This window comes from Streptomyces sp. CB01249 (genome assembly GCF_001905735.1).
GTDB lineage: Bacteria > Actinomycetota > Actinomycetes > Streptomycetales > Streptomycetaceae > Streptomyces.
In genome coordinates, this window is the sequence record NZ_LISW01000004.1 from 200,971 (window position 1) to 215,498 (window position 14,528).

Sequence of the window (14,528 nt, forward strand, 5' to 3'; positions counted from 1 at the left end):
ATGTCTGTCGTGGCCGGTCGGCCGGGGACGATGAGGTGGGGTTTCGATGAACGCGCCGTACGACGGTGACCGCGGTCAGGGTACGGGCGGGGCCGGGTACTCCGGCGGCCCTCCGGTGCCCCCTGACCCGCAGCAGCAACCGGCGCCGGACCCGTATCTGCAGTCCGCGTACGACTACGACCCGTACCGGGCGCAGGACCTCTCGGCCCAGGACCCGGTGGACGAGGCGCTGTACGACCGCGCCGCGCATCCGCCGCCGCCTCCTGGCACCTACCAGCAGCCGCAGCCTCTCTATCAGCAGCCGCCGTCGCCCCAGTACGCCCCCGACCCCCGCATCTGGGCCCAGACACCGCCGCCCGAGCCCGCCGGACCCTCGCGCCACCTCCCGTACGGAGACAACGCCGCGACGACCCAGTTCGTGGGCGTGGACGACCTCGTCACGCAGGCTTCCGCGGACCGCGACGAGCCCGACGCCTTCGCCCACCTCTTCCGCGATCAGGAGGGCCCCGCGAATCCGGGCGCCTCTCCGGCCCCGGCCCAGCCCGAGCCCGCCCCTGCGCCGGCCAAGTCCGGCGGCCGCGCCTCCAGCCTGCTGAAGTCCAGCGCGGTCATGGCGGCCGGCACGCTCGTCTCGCGCCTCACCGGCTTCGTCCGCAGCCTCGTGATCACCGCGGCGCTCGGCGCTGCCCTGCTCGGCGACAGCTTCACCATCGCGTACACGCTGCCCACGATGATCTACATCCTCACCGTGGGCGGCGGCCTCAACTCGGTCTTCGTCCCCCAGCTCGTCCGCTCGATGAAGGACGACGAGGACGGCGGCGAGGCGTACGCCAACCGGCTCCTGACCCTCGTGATGGTCGCCCTCGGCCTCATCGTCGCCGTGGTGGTCTTCGCGGCCCCCTGGCTGATCCGGCTGATGTCCTCGACGATCGCGGACGACCCTGCGGCCAACAACGTCGCCGTGACGTTCGCCCGCTACTGCCTGCCCACCATCTTCTTCATGGGTGTGCACGTCGTGATGGGGCAGATCCTCAACGCCCGCGGGAAGTTCGGCGCGATGATGTGGACTCCGGTCCTGAACAACATCGTCATGATCTTCACGTTCGGGATGTTCATCTGGGTCTACGGCACGTCCCACGAGTCCCACATGGGCGTGGACACGATTCCGCCGGAGGGCGTGCGCCTGCTGGGCATCGGCACCCTGCTCGGCCTGGTCGTGCAGGCGCTGGCCATGATCCCGTATCTGCGCGAGGCCGGCTTCCGCTTCCGTCCGCGGTTCGACTGGAAGGGCCACGGGCTGGGCAAGACGATAAAGCTCGCGAAGTGGACGGTGCTGTTCGTCTTCGCCAACCAGGCCGGTGTGCTCGTCGTCACCCAGCTCGCGACCTCGGCCGGCAAGGCGTCCGGGAAGAACGGCGCGGGTTTCCTCGCCTACTCCAACGCCCAGCTGATCTGGGGCATGCCGCAGGCGATCATCACCGTCTCGGTCATGGCCGCCCTGCTGCCCCGGATCTCCCGGGCCGCCCACGACAACGACCCCGGCGCCGTGCGCGACGACATCTCGCAGGGGCTCCGCAACTCCGCCGTGGCCATCGTCCCGGTCGCCTTCGCGTTCCTCGCCCTGGGCGTGCCGATGTGCACCCTGCTCTACTCCTCCAGCGGCCCCGAGGCCGCCCGCTCCATGGGCTTCATCCTGATGGCCTTCGGCCTCGGCCTGATCCCCTACTCCGTGCAGTACGTCGTGCTGCGCGGTTTCTACGCGTACGAGGACACCCGGACGCCGTTCTACAACACGGTCATCGTCGCCCTGGTCAACGCGGCGGCCTCCGCCCTCTGCTACGTCGTGCTGCCCGCCCAGTGGGCCGTGGTCGGCATGGCCGCGTCGTACGGCCTGGCCTACACCGTCGGCGTCGGGATCGCCTGGCGCCGGCTGCGCAACCGCCTGGGCGGCGACCTGGACGGCGCGCACGTGGTCCGCACCTACGCCAGGCTGTGCCTCGCCGCGCTTCCCGCCACCGTGGTCGGCGGAGCCGCGGGCTTCGGCCTCCTGCAGGTGCTCGGGGAAGGCGCCTTCGGCTCGCTCGTCGCGCTGATCTGTGGCGGTGCCCTGCTGCTGGGAGTGTTCTTCGTCGCGGCGAGGAAAATGCGGATCGAGGAGATCAACGGCATGGTCGGCATGGTCAGGGGGCGGCTCGGCCGCTGAGCCCGGCCGGTCCGCACAACCATCGCCGGTCTCCGCGTGTCGTGCATAGCGCCGGAGTGTGGGCACAATTGGCGTGACTGTGCAGAGCAGAGCTGGCTGGCATCGCGCAACGGATGGGGAGGCAGGAACGACGGTGGCGGAACGTAGCACGGCTGCCGTCGACGTGGCCGACAACAGCGGGGACAAGCCGCTGACCGCCAAGGCGGACGAGGCCACGACCGACGGTACGGCAGAAGCGCAGGACGCGGCGGACACGGGCTCCCAGGAGGAGACCGACGAGACAGCCGCATCGAAGACCTTCCCGGCCACCCCGGATCTGCACAGCGGTCACAAGCTGGCCGGCCGGTACCGGCTGGAGGAATGCGTCACCCGGCTGGACGGGTTCAGCAGCTGGCGGGCCGTCGACGAGAAGCTCCGTCGCGCGGTGGGGGTCCACCTCCTGCCCGCGGACCACCCGCGGGCACGCTCGGTCCTGGCCGCCGCCCGGTCCTCCGCGTTGCTGGGCGACCCGCGCTTCGTGCAGGTCCTGGACGCCGTCGAGGAGGACGAGCTCGTCTACGTCGTCCACGAGTGGCTTCCCGACGCCACCGAGCTCACGGCCCTGCTGAGCGCGGGCCCGATGGACGCCCACGACGCGTACCAGCTCGTCAGCCAGGTCTCCCAGGCCATGGCTGCCGCGCACCGGGAGGGCCTGGCCCACCTGCGGCTCACGCCGGGGGCCGTGCTCCGCAGCTCGTCCGGCCAGTACCGCATCCGCGGCCTCGCGGTGAACGCCGCCCTGCGGGGCATCACGTCCGACGGCCCCCAGCGCGCCGACACGGAGGCGATCGGGGCCCTGCTGTACGCCGCGCTGACCCAGCGCTGGCCGTACGAGAGCGATGCGTACGGGCTCACCGGTCTGCCCAAGGGGATGGGGCTGCTCCCGCCCGACCAGGTGCGGGCCGGAGTCCACCGGGGCCTCTCCGAGATCGCCATGCGGGCGCTCGCCAACGACGGTGCCACGGCGTCCCGCCAGGAGCAGCCGTGCACCACGCCCGACGAGCTCGCCAAGGCCGTGGCGGCGATGCCCCGCATCCCTCCGCCCGAGCCCGTCTTCACCGCCCCGCCCGAGTACCAGCGGACCACCTACCAGCAGGGCACGTACGGAAGGCCGGCGGCGGCCGGTGCCGTTGTCACCCAGCCCGTCGTGCCGGTGCCCCCCGCACCCTTGCAGAGCCGCACCGGCAAGGCGCTGAAGTGGGTCGTGTCCGCGCTGCTGATCGCCGCCCTGGGCCTGGGCAGCTGGCAGCTCGCCGAGACGCTCATCGACCGGGACAACAACTCGGGCGGTGACCCCGGCACCACCCAGTCCAACCCGGAGAACAACGACACCCCGCCGGTCGAGAAGAGCAAGCCCGTTCCGATCGTCACCGCGCAGGACTACGACCCGCTCGGCGCCGACGGCAGTGAGAAGCCGCAGAGCATAGGCAACGTCTACGACGACGACCCGAGCTCGTACTGGCACACGGACTGGTACGCGTCAGCCGAATTCGGCAATCTCAAAACAGGCGTCGGCGTCGTCCTCGACCTCGGCAAGACACAGCGCGTCGGCAAGGTGGACGTGTCCTTCCTCGGCGGCGACACCTCGGTCGAGCTGCGGACCGCCGACGGCTCCACGGTGCCGACGAGCCCCACCGGTTTCGACAAGGTCGCCCAGGGGTCGGGGACCCAGGTGTCGCTGAAGCCCTCCAAGCCCGTGCAGGCGCGGTACCTGCTCGTCTGGCTCACCAAGCTCCCGCCGAGCGGCGAGGGCAACTACCGGGGGAAGGTCTCGGACATCAAGGTCACCAGCTGACGGCTTCGCACACGAGAATGGGGCTGGGCCGGATCCGAGGATCCGGCCCAGCCCCATTTCCCTGCCCGCGTGCCGACGCACAGGTCAGTACGAAGGCGTCTTCGAGTGGAGGCTCACGTTGTCGTACTGGGACCAGCCTTCCGCATATGCGGAGAGCGGATCCTTGTCGTAGACCATGGCCGTGTAGCAGGTATAAGTACCGAGCGACGAGCTGTAGGAAAGCTTCGAACAGTTATAAGATTTACCGTCCGAGTTCCGCACGATCTGGGCCTTGCCCCACACGTCCTCGGAAAGGCTGATCCGCGCCCACGCGGTGTGGCACTTGACGCTGTACCGCAGCTCAATGGCACCGAGCGTCCAGCTGGAGGTGCCGATCAGCGAGCGCTTCACGGTGGTGGCGTCGCCGGAGCACCCGGCGGAAATGGGATTCTTCCCGTCCATCGAATAGATGGCCGCCTGTGCGCTGCCCGGGAGCAACGCCACGAGCACGGGTGCGACGAGAACGGCCGGGAGAACCTTTCCCAGATATCGCTTCATATGCCTCGGCCTCACATGGTCCCCTTTCTGATTTCCCTCAATATTGGGCGGACAGGGCACCTCAGAAGCGCGACCGAATCGCGCCTTTTCATCATTCATACAATCCACCCGAACTCGCCATTTACTTCCCGGCGCGGATCGGTTTGAATGCACGGATGGCGACAGCTGAGGGGGGAGACCGCGAGCACTACGGCTCCGGTGCCGCCGATCCACCGAGCGACGCGGACCTCCTCGCGCAGCATGTCGCCGGTGACCCCGATGCCTTCGGCGAGTTGGCCCGACGCCATCGCGACCGGCTGTGGGCCGTGGCCCTGCGGACGCTCGGCGACCGCGAGGAAGCGGCCGACGCCGTACAGGACGCCCTGATCTCCGCCTTCCGCGCCGCCCACACCTTCCGGGGCCAGTCCGCCGTGACCACCTGGCTGCACCGCATCACGGTGAACGCCTGCCTCGACCGCGTCCGCAAGGCAGCGTCCCGGAAGACCTCGCCCGTCGACGACCCGGAACGGCTCGACCAGCTGCTGGAGCCCCATGAGTCCGCGGAGGCCCCCGCAGAACGCCATGATCTCCACCGCGAACTCCTCGCCGCGCTGGCCACTCTCCCCGCCGAGCAACGCGCGGCACTCGTCCTCGTGGACATGCAGGGGTACCCGGTGGCGGAGACCGCTCGCATCCTCGATGTACCCGTGGGCACCGTGAAGAGCCGCTGTGCACGGGGCCGGGCCCGCTTGGCGCCGCTGCTGACGCATCTCCGCAGCGACGGCCGCGCCGACGAGACACCCGGCACGGAAGGGAACCGGACGCCCAGAGCATCCGTCCCACCGGCAGCCGGGCCACGAGACACGGGCACGAGCGACCCCACTGTGATGAAGGGCGGAGGTGGACACCGATGACGTCAACACCCGGCACAACCCAGCACCCGGAAGTCTCGGAAATCTCCGACCTGACCGAGGACCTGCTCCCCGGCGCCCGTGCAGCCGAGATCCGCAACCACCTGGACGACTGTGAGCTCTGCGCCGATGTCCTCGCCTCCTTGGAGGAGATTCGCGGGCTGCTCGGCGACCTGCCCGCCCCCGAGCCCATGCCCACAGACATCGCCGACCGCATCGATGCCGCGCTCGCCGCCGAGGCACGGACTCATCGCGCGGCGCCGGATGCGGCGACCGATGTTTCACGTGAAACAGAGCCGCCGCCGGAGCCCAGGCACATAGCCGGGAACCCTCCCTCCCGGTCGCATGCCCCTGATCGCCCGGCCGGGCATGCGCATGCGAACACCGGCCCCGGCCGGCGTCCAGGCCGGAGGCGTCGCCGTACCGCTCTGCTCGCCTCCGCATTCGGGGCCGCTGCTCTGGTCGGCATGAGCGTCTTCCTGCTGCAGAACGTCCCGGGAGCCGAGCGAAGCGACACCTCCGCAGCCGGGGTCAGCCAGGACACGACGGCCACGGCCCCGAAAAGCCGCTCGCAGGAGTTCTCCGCAGCCACCCTCGAGGACCAGGTCCACACACTGCTGGGCCGGACCTCCGGCACGGAGAGCCCACAGACCCCCAAGGGGAACGACGAGGCTCCCTCTATCGGATCCCAGTCCTCACCCCACTCCCAGCCGTCGCTCCAAGCGGATCCCTCGGGCTCCCTGTCCCCCGAGTCCCCGCTCCGGGCCCCCGCAGTGCCCGTGCCTGCGTGCGTGGAAGAAGGCATCGGCCGCAACAGCCCGGCGCTCGCCGTCGAGAGGGGCAGCTACGAGGGCACCGACGCGTTCCTCGTCCTCCTGCCTCATCCCACGGACCCGGACAGCGTTCAGGCGTATGTGGTGGACGCGGCCTGCGTGGGAGCCGAGCCTCCCGCCAAGGGGAAGCTGCTGCTGACACACGCCTACGCGCGCCGCTGAGAACGCGCCGCCAGCCGCCCCGGCACATCGGGAATGCATCCCCCGTAGGATCCGTTGGGTGGGGTGAGAGTCGTTGAACCGGCCCCAGTAGGCGTGGACAGTAGGCAGTCTGCAGAGACGAGGAAGAAACCCGTGAGCGACGTGCGTAATGTGATCATCATCGGCTCCGGCCCGGCCGGCTACACAGCCGCCCTGTACACCGCGCGCGCCTCGCTGAAGCCGCTGGTCTTCGAAGGGGCCGTCACCGCCGGTGGCGCGCTCATGAACACCACCGACGTGGAGAACTTCCCGGGCTTCCAGGACGGCATCATGGGCCCCGAGCTCATGGACAACATGCGCGCCCAGGCCGAGCGGTTCGGCGCCGAGCTGGTCCCGGACGACGTGGTCTCCGTCGACCTCACCGGTGACATCAAGACCGTCACCGACACGGCAGGCACCGTGCACCGCGCCAAGGCGGTCATCGTCACCACGGGCTCCCAGCACCGCAAGCTCGGACTCCCCAACGAGGACGCCCTCTCCGGACGTGGCGTCTCCTGGTGCGCGACCTGCGACGGCTTCTTCTTCAAGGACCAGGACATCGCCGTGGTCGGCGGTGGCGACACCGCGATGGAGGAGGCGACCTTCCTCTCGCGCTTCGCCAAGTCGGTCACCATCATCCACCGCCGCGACACCCTGCGCGCCTCCAAGACCATGCAGGATCGCGCCTTCGCCGACCCGAAGATCAAGTTCGCCTGGGACAGCGAGGTCGCCGGAGTCAACGGCGAGCAGAAGCTCTCCGGCGTGACGCTGCGCAACACGAAGACCGGCGAGACGTCCGAGCTGCCCGTGACCGGCCTGTTCATCGCCGTCGGCCATGACCCGCGCACCGAGCTCTTCAAGGGCCAGCTCGAACTCGACGACGAGGGCTACCTGAAGGTCGACGCACCTTCGACGCGTACCAACCTGTCCGGGGTCTTCGGCGCCGGCGACGTCGTCGACCACACCTACCGCCAGGCGATCACCGCAGCTGGCACCGGCTGCTCCGCCGCCCTCGACGCAGAGCGCTTCCTCGCCGCACTCGCCGACGACGAGAAGGTCGCCCCCGCGGCCGCCGTCTGACCCACGCCTCACTCACATCCCCACACACCCCGCGAAGTTAGGAGGCCGCCGTGGCCGGCGCCCTGAAGAACGTGACCGACGACTCCTTCGAAGAGGTCGTCCTCAAGAGCGACAAGCCTGTGCTGGTGGACTTCTGGGCCGCCTGGTGCGGCCCGTGCCGCCAGATCGCTCCGTCGCTGGAGGCCATCGCGGCCGAGCACGACGAGATCGAGATCGTGAAGCTCAACATTGACGAGAACCCGGCCACCGCTGCCAAGTACGGCGTCATGTCCATCCCGACGCTGAACGTCTACCAGGGCGGCGAGGTCGCCAAGACCATCGTCGGCGCCAAGCCGAAGGCCGCCATCCTCCGCGACCTCACGGGCTTCATCGCCGACAAGGACCAGTAAGGCAGAAGCTGCGTCCGCTTGTTTCACGTGAAACGGGCCCGTCCTCCTCAGGACGGGCCCGTTTTGCATGCGCCCATGGGGCTCGCACCTCACAACGGCCGCAGCGCAGGCTCCTTCTGTACCGCTCCGAGGAGCCGGTCCAGGGCCAGCTCGACGTCTTCCTTCCAGGAGAGCGTCGTGCGCAGCTCCAGCCGCAGCCGAGGGTGCACCGGGTGCGGGCGTACCGTCTTGAACCCCACCGCCAGAAGGTGGTCGGCAGGCAGCACGCAGGCCGACTCCTTCCACCGGGCATCTCCGAAGGCTTCGATCGCCTTGAAGCCCCGGCGGATCAGATCCTTGGCAACGGTCTGCACCATGACCCGTCCCAGCCCCTGTCCCCGGTAGCCCGGCATGATCAGCGCGGTCATCAGCTGAACGGCGTCGGGGGAGACGGGGCTCGTCGGGAAGGCAGTGGCGCGCGGAACGTATGCGGGTGGTGCGTAGAGCACAAAGCCGGCCGGCACGTCATCGACGTAGACCACCCGCCCGCAGGAGCCCCACTCCAGAAGAACCCCGGAGATCCACGCCTCCTTCTCCCGGTCGGATGTCCCGCTCTTCACGGCGGCCTCTCCGCTGACCGGGTCGAGCTCCCAGAAGACGCAGGAGCGGCAGCGCCGGGGGAGGTCGGGAAGGTTGTCCAGCGTGAGCGGTACGAGCCGACGCCCCATGAAGGCTGTTCCTCACTTCTCTCGCCCACTGCGTCATGGACGGAAATGCCCTGCCACAACGCATCGTAACCACCGCCGGATCAAGCCGACACCGCGAGAGAGCAAAGGGCGGGCTGTGATCCGTGAACCGGAAACAGCCCGCCCTCAGGGTGCGGCGTATGTCAGCTCTCGTCGTCCTCGGCCGACTCCTCGGAGGGGGCCTGGTCCAGCACCCGGCCCTCGCCCGGGGCGAGGCTGCCGAGAATGCGGTCCAGGTCCTCCATCGAGGCGAACTCGACGACGATCTTGCCCTTCTTCTGCCCGAGGTCGACCTTCACCCGGGTCTCGAAGCGGTCGGAGAGCCGCGATGCCAGATCGGAGAGCGCCGGGGAGAGCCGCGCCCCGGCCCGAGGCCCCTTGGCCTTCTTGGCGCTCGTGGGCCTGGAGCCCATCAGCGTCACGATCTCCTCGACCGCTCGCACCGAGAGCCCTTCGGCCACGATCCGATGGGCCAGCTTGTCCTGCTCCTCGGAGTCGTCCACCGACAGCAAGGCACGTGCGTGGCCCGCCGACAGCACCCCAGCGGCGACCCTGCGCTGCACCGGCGGGGACAGCCGCAGCAGACGCAGGGTGTTGGACACCTGCGGCCGCGAACGGCCGATCCGGTCCGCCAGCTGGTCATGCGTGCACTTGAAGTCCTTGAGCAGCTGGTCGTAGGCGGCCGCCTCCTCCAACGGGTTCAGCTGCGCCCGGTGCAGGTTCTCCAGGAGGGCGTCCAGGAGAAGCTTCTCGTCGTCCGTGGCCCGGACGATGGCCGGGATGCGCTCCAGGCCCGCTTCGCGGCAGGCCCTCCAGCGCCGCTCGCCCATGATGAGCTCGAAGCGGTCGGCCCCGATCTTGCGCACCACGACCGGCTGAAGAAGACCGACCTCCTTGATGGAGGTGACCAGCTCCGCGAGCGCGTCCTCGTCAAAGACCTCACGCGGCTGACGCGGGTTCGGCGTGATGGAGTCGAGCGGCACCTCGGCGAAGTACGCGCCGGCCACATCGCCCGGGCCCGTCGGCTCGGACCCCGACATCGGCGAGCTCGGCTCGGGCACGACGGGAGTGGCCCCGAGCGTGGCCACCTTGGCGGCGGCCACGCCCCGCTCCGTGGTCAGTACGGGCGAGGAAGCCCCGGAGCCGGCGGACAGCTGCTTCTCCTGCGGAGCGGCTGGGATCAGGGCACCGAGCCCTCGCCCCAACCCTCGACGACGCTCACTCACTGGATCCCCTCCGAATTGCTCTGCTGACTGATCGAACCGCCCGTGTGGGCGTGCTGTCCCTCGTAGTGCACCCCAACCCCGCGCAGCGCGATCTCGCGGGCTGCTTCGAGGTACGAGAGCGACCCGCTGGACCCGGGGTCGTAGGTGAGCACGGTCTGGCCGTAGCTCGGTGCCTCGGAGATGCGGACCGACCGGGGGATGCTGGTCCTCAGCACCTCCTTGCCGAAGTGGCTGCGGACCTCCTCCGCGACCTGTGACGCCAGCCGGGTCCGGCCGTCGTACATGGTGAGCAGGATGGTCGAGACATGGAGGTCGGGGTTCAAGTGGCCCCGTACCAGCTCGACATTCCGCAGGAGCTGACCCAGACCCTCCAGCGCGTAGTACTCGCACTGAATGGGGATCAGCACTTCCGCACCGGCCACCAGTGCGTTGACCGTCAGCAGGCCCAACGAGGGCGGGCAGTCGATCAGGATGTAATCCAGCGGCTGCTCATACGCCTGGATGGCGCGCTGGAGTCGACTCTCCCGCGCCACCAGCGACACCAGCTCGATCTCCGCACCGGCGAGATCGATGGTGGCCGGGGCGCAGAAGAGACCTTCGACGTCCGGGACGGGCTGAACCACGTCCGAGAGCGGCCTGCTCTCCACCAGAACGTCATAGATCGAGGGAACTTCGGCGTGGTGATCGATACCCAAAGCCGTCGAGGCGTTGCCCTGCGGGTCGAGGTCGACCACTAGGACCCGTGCCCCGTGCAGTGCCAGCGACGCGGCGAGGTTGACCGTCGAGGTGGTCTTGCCCACCCCGCCCTTCTGGTTGGCCACGACCATGACGCGGGTCTGCTCGGGACGTGGCAGCCCCTCGCTGGCTCGGTCAAGGGCCTCCACTGCCAGCTGGGCCGCACGACCGATGGGTGTGTCGTCCATCGGCGGCAGTGTTTCACGTGAAACACCGTTCCCCGCCGATTCGGTTCGGGGGCCGGGGACCGGATCGGTCATCGGCCCCGCGATGTTGGCGTCGGACCGCAAGGATTCACTCTCCTCGACTTCAGGCTCGCAATGAGCAGAGCCTGTCATGGTTTCGGGGTCGTGAACCAGCGAGGCCCGCTCTTCTGTGGATGAAACCACTTCTGTGGACAACTCCGTAGCCCTAACGGGCCTGCGATGGGGAGGGGCGGCTGCCTCATGACCGCGGCCGATGATTCCATGCAGCAGAGAACGACGTTTCACGTGAAACACGATGCCTCCGCAGCGTAGCTACGGAGCTACGACACGCAGGGCTCAGCGACGACGTCGCGTCCGGCTCGTTCGCGCAGCCTTGGCTCGCTTTGCGGCGAACCTCACACCCCCCGGGCTCTCACCGACCACCACCCGGACCACGGTGGACGTGGGGTCGACCACGCCTTCGCCGACATGCAGCACCTCGGTGTCCACCACGCCCAGCTTGCTGAGCGCGGCCCGAGCACCGTTGATCTCCTCCTCGGCGGTGTCGCCCTTGAGCGCGAGCATCTCGCCGTACGGGCGCAGCAGGGGCACGCCCCAGCCGGCCAGACGGTCCAGAGGGGCCACCGCCCGGGCGGTCACCACATGCACCGGCTGCAGGGAGCCGAGAACCTCTTCGGCCCGGCCGCGGACCACCGTCACATGATCGAGCCCCAGCAGCTCCACGACCTCCTGGAGGAAGTTCGTCCGACGCAGCAGCGGTTCCAGGAGGGTGATCTTCAAGTCCGGGCGCACCAGCGCCAACGGAATGCCCGGCAGCCCGGCCCCGGACCCGACGTCGCAGACCGTGACTCCCTCGGGAACGACCTCGGAGAGCACCGCGCAGTTCAGCAGATGCCGCTCCCAGAGGCGCGGAACCTCGCGCGGCCCGATCAGCCCGCGCGTGACACCCGCGTCCGCCAGCAGCTCCGCGTACCGGACAGCCTCGGGAAAGCTCTCGCCGAATACCTCCCGGGCCTCGTCGGGCGCCTGGGGAAGCGCTACTTCCTCCGTCACGGGGGACCGTCCTTCCATACCGCACTACCGCACCATGGTGGCTGTCTATCAGGCTGACAAAGATCGGCCCCGTCTGCGAACAGACGGGGCCGACAGGTAAGGAGCCGGTCAGGCCGGCAGGACGACGACGAAGCGCTGCGGCTCCTCGCCCTCCGATTCGCTGCGCAAGCCCGCCGCGGCAACCGCGTCGTGCACGACCTTGCGCTCGAACGGCGTCATCGGGTCCAGCTTCACCGGCTCACCGGTGCTCTTGACCTCGTCCGCCGCCTTGGCACCCAGCTCGGCGAGCTCCGTGCGCTTCTTGGCCCGGAAACCGGCGATGTCCAGCATCAGACGGCTCCGGTCACCGGTCTCGCGGTGCACGGCGAGGCGCGTCAGCTCCTGAAGCGCCTCCAGGACCTCACCGTCGCGCCCCACGAGCTTCTGCAGCTCGCGCGCCGAGTCGCTGATGATCGAGACTGCGGCCCGGTCCGCCTCGACGTCCATGTCGATGTCGCCGTCGAGGTCGGCGATGTCGAGCAGGCCCTCAAGGTAGTCCGCTGCGATCTCCCCTTCCTGCTCAAGGCGGGTCAAGGTGTCGCTGCCCTCAGCGGCCGTGGAGGTGGTGCCTTCCGTCACGGATGGACTCCTTCTTACTTCTTGGACGGGTGCTTGGGCCGCTGCGGGCCCTTGCGCTGTCCGGACTTGGCTTGGCGTGAGGAGCCGGACGCGGCCTTGCCCGCCGGCTTCGACTTGTCGTCCTGCGCGGAGCTCTTCTTCAGGGAGGTCTTGGACGCCTGCTCTTCGGAGTCGTCGCCGGCTCCACCCTGGTGGGCCGCACCGGTCTGGCGCTGCGCCTTCGTCTGCCGCTTGGGCTGCTGGCGACGCTGCGGGGCACTGCCCTCGGCCTCGGCGGCGGCGGTGTCGCTCTTGGTGACCGTGCCGTCCTCCTGGGGAGCGAGGCCGAGCTTGGCCAGTCCGACGACGAACTTCCGCTCGATGTCATTGCGGTCCGGGCCCTTGGCCACGATCCGCTTGACGGTGTTGCGCCGGGTCCGGCCGCGGACCTCACCGTGCGCGGTGACGCTCTTCAGCACGCGCCCGAGGTACTGCTCCTGCGCCTTGCTGCCCGGCGTCGGGTTCTGGTTGATCACGTACATCTGCTGACCCATGGTCCAGACGTTCGTGGTGAGCCAGTAGACGAGGACACCGACGGGGAAGTTGATGCCCATGACCGCGAAGATCAGCGGGAAGATGTACATCAGCATTTTCTGCTGCTGCATGTACGGCGTCTTGACCGTCAGGTCGACGTTCTTCGTCATCAGCTGGCGCTGCGTGAAGAACTGCGAGGCCGACATCATCACGATCATGACCGCGGTGACGACCCGGACGTCGGTCAGCGAAGCGCCGAGGGCGTCGACCTTCTCCGCGCTGTCCATGAACTTGGCGGCCAGCGGAGCACCGAAGATGTGGGCCTGACGGGCGCTGTCCAGCAGCGACTGGTCGATGACGCCGATCTTCTTGTTCGAGGCGATCGCGGAGAGTACGTGGTACAGCGCGAAGAAGAACGGCGACTGCGCGATGATCGGCAGGCACGAGGAGAGCGGGTTGGTACCCGTCTCCTTGTACAGCTTCATCATCTCTTCGGACTGACGCTGCTTGTCGCTCTTGTAGCGCTCCTGGATCGCCTTCATCTTCGGCTGGAGCAGCTGCATGTTCCGCGTCGACTTGATCTGCTTGACGAACAGCGGGATCAGACAGATACGGATGAGCACCACGAGGGACACGATGGACAGGCCCCACGCCCATCCGGTGTCTGGGCCGAAGATCGCCCCGTACAACTTGTGGAACTGGACGATGACCCAGGAGACGGGCCAGGTGATGAAGCTGAACAGACTGGCAATCGTGTCCACTAATCAGGCTCCTTGAGCATTGGGCGAAGTCTCTGCGGCCGAACTCGGGAGCTCGGTGGCCGAACCCCCGGGAGGCACGTCAGCGGCGGAGTCCCCGCCCTTGCTGCCGCGTATGGCGCTGCGCAGCAGTTCGTGCCAACGCGGACGTTTGCGTGGTGGTACGTAGTCCACGCCGCCGGGTGACCACGGATTGCATCGCAGGATGCGCCAGGCTGTCAGCGCCGTTCCCTTGATCGCTCCGTGCCGGTCGATCGCCGTATATCCATAGTGGGAACACGACGGGTAGTAACGGCAGACAGGCCCGAGAAGTGGGCTGATCGTCCACTGGTACAGCTTGATGAGAGCCAGCAGCGGGTACTTCATCGCACGCCCCCTCCCAGCAGCCGCTGCAAGGCGGCGTCCAGGTCTCGGGCCAGCTGTTCATGGCCGGCGTCGCCCGATCCGGGCAACGCTCGTACGACAACCAGGCTACCGGGGGGCAGCAGGGCGAGCCGTTCTCGGACCAGGTGGCGAAGCCTGCGCTTCACCGCTGTGCGGACGACCGCACCACCCACGGCTTTGCTGACAACGAAACCCGCACGCGGCGGGGGAACGTTCTCCCCAGGCACGTGCGGGTCGGTTGCACCGCTTCGTAGATGGACGACGAGGAGCGGGCGACCGGCCCGGCGTCCTCGTCGTACCGCGGTCGCGAAGTCCTCGCGCCGCCTCAGCCGATTCTCGGAAGGCAGCACGTCATGACGACCTG

At 68.7% G+C, this 14,528-nt stretch carries 15 protein-coding genes; 6 read left to right on the plus strand and 9 right to left on the minus strand.

The annotated features are described in order from the left end of the window. Window positions 1–46: 46 nt before the first annotated feature. Together murJ and AMK18_RS20485 are read left to right on the plus strand one after the other, a co-directional pair. Entirely contained in the window at window positions 47–2,203 is a 2,157-nt protein-coding gene (gene murJ / locus AMK18_RS20480; RefSeq protein ID WP_073863852.1) for a murein biosynthesis integral membrane protein MurJ, read from the plus strand. A 133-nt stretch (window positions 2,204–2,336) separates the two neighbouring features. Then, a complete protein-coding gene (locus AMK18_RS20485; protein ID WP_073863853.1) occupies window positions 2,337–4,037 on the plus strand; it encodes a protein kinase family protein in 1,701 nt (566 codons plus the stop codon). A gap of 84 nt (window positions 4,038–4,121) precedes the next feature. Here the strand turns inward: AMK18_RS20485 and AMK18_RS20490 are convergent, their stop codons facing one another. Next, on the minus strand, window positions 4,122–4,574 hold the full coding sequence (locus tag AMK18_RS20490; protein ID WP_073863854.1) for a DUF2690 domain-containing protein: 453 nt from the start codon (window positions 4,572–4,574) through the stop codon (window positions 4,122–4,124). A gap of 155 nt (window positions 4,575–4,729) precedes the next feature. On the opposite strand from AMK18_RS20490, the gene sigM reads away from it, so the two are divergent. The 4 genes from sigM to trxA all read left to right on the plus strand — a co-directional run bounded on the left by sigM (window position 4,730) and on the right by trxA (window position 7,946). Then, on the plus strand, window positions 4,730–5,467 hold the full coding sequence (gene sigM / locus AMK18_RS20495; RefSeq protein ID WP_073863855.1) for an RNA polymerase sigma factor SigM: 738 nt from the start codon (window positions 4,730–4,732) through the stop codon (window positions 5,465–5,467). Further along, a complete protein-coding gene (locus AMK18_RS20500) occupies window positions 5,464–6,459 on the plus strand; it encodes an anti-sigma factor family protein (RefSeq protein WP_073863856.1) in 996 nt (331 codons plus the stop codon). The genes sigM and AMK18_RS20500 overlap by 4 nt, the downstream gene beginning before the upstream one ends. A gap of 132 nt (window positions 6,460–6,591) precedes the next feature. Next, complete coding sequence (trxB, locus tag AMK18_RS20505; protein WP_018101889.1) at window positions 6,592–7,557, plus strand: thioredoxin-disulfide reductase; 966 nt, start codon at window positions 6,592–6,594, stop codon at window positions 7,555–7,557. A gap of 50 nt (window positions 7,558–7,607) precedes the next feature. Then, complete coding sequence (trxA, locus tag AMK18_RS20510) at window positions 7,608–7,946, plus strand: thioredoxin (RefSeq protein ID WP_018101890.1); 339 nt, start codon at window positions 7,608–7,610, stop codon at window positions 7,944–7,946. Between the two features lie 89 nt (window positions 7,947–8,035). Here trxA and AMK18_RS20515 read toward each other — a convergent pair whose 3' ends face one another. From AMK18_RS20515 to rnpA, 8 genes are all read right to left on the minus strand, one after another. Next, on the minus strand, window positions 8,036–8,653 hold the full coding sequence (locus AMK18_RS20515; protein ID WP_073863857.1) for a GNAT family N-acetyltransferase: 618 nt from the start codon (window positions 8,651–8,653) through the stop codon (window positions 8,036–8,038). 161 nt (window positions 8,654–8,814) lie between these two features. Continuing rightward, complete coding sequence (locus tag AMK18_RS20520; protein WP_026171361.1) at window positions 8,815–9,897, minus strand: ParB/RepB/Spo0J family partition protein; 1,083 nt, start codon at window positions 9,895–9,897, stop codon at window positions 8,815–8,817. Next, entirely contained in the window at window positions 9,894–10,970 is a 1,077-nt protein-coding gene (locus AMK18_RS20525; protein ID WP_073863858.1) for a ParA family protein, read from the minus strand. Before AMK18_RS20525 ends, AMK18_RS20520 begins: the two co-directional genes overlap by 4 nt. 204 nt (window positions 10,971–11,174) lie before the next feature. Next, window positions 11,175–11,891 (minus strand): 16S rRNA (guanine(527)-N(7))-methyltransferase RsmG, encoded by a 717-nt coding sequence (gene rsmG / locus AMK18_RS20530; protein WP_018101894.1) that lies wholly within the window; start codon window positions 11,889–11,891, stop codon window positions 11,175–11,177. Window positions 11,892–11,999: 108 nt separating this feature from the next. Next, on the minus strand, window positions 12,000–12,509 hold the full coding sequence (locus AMK18_RS20535) for a Jag family protein (RefSeq protein WP_018101895.1): 510 nt from the start codon (window positions 12,507–12,509) through the stop codon (window positions 12,000–12,002). A 14-nt stretch (window positions 12,510–12,523) separates the two neighbouring features. Further along, window positions 12,524–13,783: a membrane protein insertase YidC gene (gene yidC / locus AMK18_RS20540; RefSeq protein WP_073863859.1), complete on the minus strand. Its 1,260-nt coding sequence runs from the start codon at window positions 13,781–13,783 to the stop codon at window positions 12,524–12,526. Window positions 13,784–13,786: 3 nt separating this feature from the next. After that, on the minus strand, window positions 13,787–14,146 hold the full coding sequence (gene yidD, locus AMK18_RS20545) for a membrane protein insertion efficiency factor YidD (protein ID WP_073863860.1): 360 nt from the start codon (window positions 14,144–14,146) through the stop codon (window positions 13,787–13,789). After that, the gene (gene rnpA / locus AMK18_RS20550; RefSeq protein ID WP_073863861.1) at window positions 14,143–14,514 is read right to left on the minus strand and encodes a ribonuclease P protein component; all 372 of its coding nucleotides are present in this window, start codon (window positions 14,512–14,514) and stop codon (window positions 14,143–14,145) included. The genes yidD and rnpA overlap by 4 nt, the downstream gene beginning before the upstream one ends. Window positions 14,515–14,528 lie beyond the last annotated feature (14 nt).

Bases quoted from the DNA above. Each gene is read 5' to 3' on its own strand.
- murJ (WP_073863852.1), top strand. From the start codon at position 47: ATGAACGCGCCGTACGACGGTGACCGCGGTCAGGGTACGGGCGGGGCC.
- AMK18_RS20490 (WP_073863854.1), bottom strand. From the start codon at position 4,574: ATGAAGCGATATCTGGGAAAGGTTCTCCCGGCCGTTCTCGTCGCACCC.
- sigM (WP_073863855.1), top strand. From the start codon at position 4,730: ATGGCGACAGCTGAGGGGGGAGACCGCGAGCACTACGGCTCCGGTGCC.
- AMK18_RS20500 (WP_073863856.1), top strand. From the start codon at position 5,464: ATGACGTCAACACCCGGCACAACCCAGCACCCGGAAGTCTCGGAAATC.
- AMK18_RS20515 (WP_073863857.1), bottom strand. From the start codon at position 8,653: ATGGGGCGTCGGCTCGTACCGCTCACGCTGGACAACCTTCCCGACCTC.
- AMK18_RS20525 (WP_073863858.1), bottom strand. From the start codon at position 10,970: ATGACAGGCTCTGCTCATTGCGAGCCTGAAGTCGAGGAGAGTGAATCC.
- yidD (WP_073863860.1), bottom strand. From the start codon at position 14,146: ATGAAGTACCCGCTGCTGGCTCTCATCAAGCTGTACCAGTGGACGATC.